The organism is Arthrobacter sp. H14 (assembly GCF_000520495.1).
In the GTDB taxonomy this organism is placed as follows: domain Bacteria; phylum Actinomycetota; class Actinomycetes; order Actinomycetales; family Micrococcaceae; genus Arthrobacter_C.
This window is the reverse complement of the sequence record NZ_KI914657.1, coordinates 38,839-42,413: the sequence shown is the minus strand read 5'-3', so window position 1 is coordinate 42,413 and position 3,575 is coordinate 38,839. Positions and strand designations below refer to the sequence as shown.

General features: G+C 64.9%; 2 protein-coding genes and 1 riboswitch. Both genes read left to right on the top strand.

Going from position 1 to position 3,575, the window contains the following annotated elements; all coding sequences use genetic code 11:
• Positions 1–258: 258 nt before the first annotated feature.
• Positions 259–1,509 carry an amidohydrolase gene (locus Y707_RS0112915; RefSeq protein WP_051441966.1) on the top strand — a complete coding sequence of 417 codons (1,251 nt, stop codon included), beginning with the start codon at positions 259–261 and terminating at the stop codon, positions 1,507–1,509.
• A gap of 74 nt (positions 1,510–1,583) precedes the next feature.
• Positions 1,584–1,686: riboswitch (glycine riboswitch) on the top strand.
• 152 nt (positions 1,687–1,838) lie between these two features.
• On the top strand, positions 1,839–3,575 hold a 1,737-nt coding region (locus Y707_RS25785; protein WP_035781659.1), incomplete at its 3' end, for a glycine dehydrogenase.

The window sequence follows — 3,575 nt, the reverse complement described above, 5'->3', positions numbered from 1 at the left end:
CACTCCGCGACGCCAGCCGCGTCCTGACCAACCTCCTCAAACAAGCCCAACTCGTCATGCAAACCCAAATGCCCAGCTAACCCTGGACTTGCTCCCTGGGCAGTCGCGGTCGCTTCGGTCGGTAATCTGAAAATTTCCGGCGGGAGCGACAGGAGGCAGGAGCATACCGTCGCAGGCCAGCACGGCACCGCTGCGGCCGGGGCAGTAACGTGGGTGCAGGTGGACCCGCCACTGCCGAAGACGAAATGAGGCTGACCCATGTCCAGCGACGCCCGCGGCGCAAACCCGAAGATAGAACTCACTGGTGCGCACACTCAGAAAATGCATGACCTGTACCGCCAGCTGCACGCCAATCCGGAACTGTCCATGCAGGAGCATCGGACGGCCGAAATCATTACGGAACGGCTCGAAGCGCTCGGCGTTGAGAACTTCAGCTGTGGCGGAACCGGCGTCGTCGGTATTCTGCGCAACGGGGAGGGGCCGGTGGTAGGATTCCGGGCCGACACCGACGGACTGCCGATCAAAGAGGACACGGGCCTTGAATACGCGAGCGCCGCCACCGGCACGCTGCCCGACGGGACCGACGTGCCCGTGATGCACGGTTGTGGACACGACACTCATGTAACGGGCGCTTTGGCGACGGCGGAGTTGCTCGCCGACGCAAGGGACAGTTGGTCCGGCACGGTGGTCTTCATCTTTCAGCCGGGGGAGGAGACGGCAGCCGGGGCAAAGGCCATGGTCGACGACGGACTCTGGGAGAAGGCGCCCCTTCCGGAAGTCGTTTTGGGGCAGCATGTGATGCCTGAAGCCGCCGGTTCGGTCCATATTCGCAGCGGCAACGCGATGTCGATGGCCGACTCGTGGAAAGTCACCGTTCACGGCCGGGGCGGCCACGGTTCCCAGCCGCAGGACACCGTGGACCCAATTGTCCTCGGCGCCCACATGGTGGTGCGGATTCAGTCCATCGTGGCGCGCGAAGTCGACCCGAGGGAATCCGCCGTCGTCACCATTGGCACCTTCCACGCCGGGCTCAAGGAAAACATCATCCCGGCGTCAGCCGAGTTCACCCTCAATGTGCGCACCTTCAGTCAGGACGTGCGGGATAAGGTTCTGCATTCCTTGCGCCGGATTATCAAGTCCGAAGCGGATTCATCCGGCGCTCCAGAGCCGCAAATAGAGGAAATCTCGACTTTTCCGGCCTGCTGGAACGACCCTGAAGCCACGGCCGGGTTGCTCGCTGAGTTCCGCCAGTCACTGGGTGTGGACAACGTGGTGGAGGGCCGGCCGCAAATGGGCAGCGAGGACTTCGGCAGCTTGGCTGAAGCGATCGGCGTTCCATCCGTCTACTGGTTCTTCGGCGGCCACCCGCCTGAACTGCTCGAGTCCGGTCGGACCGTACCGATGAACCATTCCCCGCAGTTCGCGCCGGTCATGGAGCCAACGTTGAGCACGGGTGTCCGCGCCGCGACGACGGCCATCCTTTCGAGGGTCGGTCTGCAGCGGCCCTGATCCGCCCGGTTTTGCGTCCACGCCGGATCACCGCGTATTCTGTGATACGAACCACCCACAATTACATATGCCGCTGACCCGCAGCGGGAGAGCCCGGCAGGATGAACATTCTTGGCCGGCGCCGTAGGAGCAAATCCTCCCCAGGAACCTCTCAGGCACCCGTACCGCTGCGTCAGGCAACTCTGGAAAGCAGTCCGGCATAGCCGTGGCTCACCAACGGTGCAAGCGGATCCGATCATAGGATCCGCGGAATCTCTCAGGTCCACTACAGAGCGGGGAGGAACCCAGCCACTGGCGTGTCCGCACGCCGTCAACTTTTGGAGTTCCTCATGACGGTTCATTCGACCAATTCAACCAGTCCGGTCTTCGCCGACCGCCACATCGGTGCGCGCAACAACGACGCCGAAAGCATGCTCAAGACAGTGGGCTATCCCAGTGTCGAAGCACTCGCTGACACCGCCGTGCCCGACAGCATCCGCCAGAGCGCCCCGCTCGACCTGCCGCCCGCCCGCAGCGAATCCGAGGTCCTCGCAGACCTGCGGACAATAGCCGCCAAGAACGTGATGAAAACCCAGATGATCGGCCAGGGCTACTACGGCACCTTCACCCCGCCGGTGATTCTGCGCAATGTGCTGCAGTCCCCGGCCTGGTACACCGCCTACACGCCCTACCAGCCCGAGATTTCGCAGGGCCGACTAGAGGCGCTGCTGAACTTCCAGACCATGGTGCAGGACCTGACGGCCCTGCCGATCGCAAACGCCTCCCTGCTGGACGAAGCCAGCGCCGTCGCCGAAGCCGTGCTGCTGATGCGCCGCTCCAACAAGGCCAAGTCGGATGGGAAAATCGTCCTCGATGCCGACTGCCTGCCGCAGACGATCGCCATCGTGAAGGGCCGTTCCTCCGCACTGGACTTCGAGGTCGAGGTCGCTGACCTCAGCAATGGACTGCCCGACGGCGAGATCGCCGGCATCGTGCTGCAGCAGCCGGGCGTCTCAGGCCGGATCCACGACCACGCCGCCGTCATCGCCGCGGCGAAGGAACGCGGCGCGATGGTTACCGTTGCGGCAGACCTGCTCGCGCTGACCCTGATCACCGCTCCGGGCGAGCAGGGTGCCGACATCGCCGTCGGCTCCGCCCAGCGCATGGGTGTTCCGTTGTTCTTCGGTGGCCCGCACGCCGCCTACATGGCCGTCCGCAAGGGCCTGGAGCGTTCGCTTCCCGGCCGTATCGTCGGAGTTTCCCAGGACGACGCCGGCACCACCGCCTTCCGCCTGGCGCTGCAGACCCGCGAACAGCACATCCGCCGCGAGAAGGCGACCTCCAACATCTGCACCGCGCAGGCTCTGCTGGCCATTGTCGCCGGCATGTATGCGGTCTACCACGGTCCCGAGGGCCTGCGTGCTATCGCCACCCACGCTCACGACTCCGCCCGGGCACTCGCCTCGGTGCTGACTGGCGGCGGCTTCGAACTGACGAGTCAGCGCTTCTTCGACACCATCACGGTCCAGGCTCCCGGCCGTGCGGCGGACATTGTTGCCGCAGCGGAGGCCGACGGCGTGAACCTGCGCCTCATCAGCGCAGACCAGGTCGGTATTTCCAGCGATGAGACGACGACGCTTGAGCACCTGGCCACGATCGCCGCCGCGTTCGGCATCTCCGGGCCGGAAGCGGCCATCCGGAACGCGTTCGACGGCGGAACCCCCGCCTTCGAACTGGAGCCGGAACTGCACCGCACCTCCGCCTACATGACCCACCCGGTCTTCTCCCAGTACCGCTCGGAAACCCGGATGATGCGCTACCTGCGCCGCCTCTCCGACCGCGACCTGGCACTCGACCGGACGATGATTCCGCTCGGCTCGTGCACCATGAAGCTGAACGCCGCCGCCGAAATGGAGTCCATCAGCTGGCCGGAATTCGCCACCATCCACCCGTTCGCCCCGGACAATCAGACCGAAGGCTGGCGCGAACTGATCGGCGACCTCGAGTCCCGGCTGGCGGAAATCACCGGCTATGACAGCGTCTCCATTCAGCCCAACGCCGGCTCGCAGGGTGAACTCGCCGGTCTG

Coding starts and splice junctions, on each gene's coding strand:
- Y707_RS0112915 (WP_051441966.1), top strand. CDS start 259: ATGTCCAGCGACGCCCGCGGCGCAAACCCGAAGATAGAACTCACTGGT.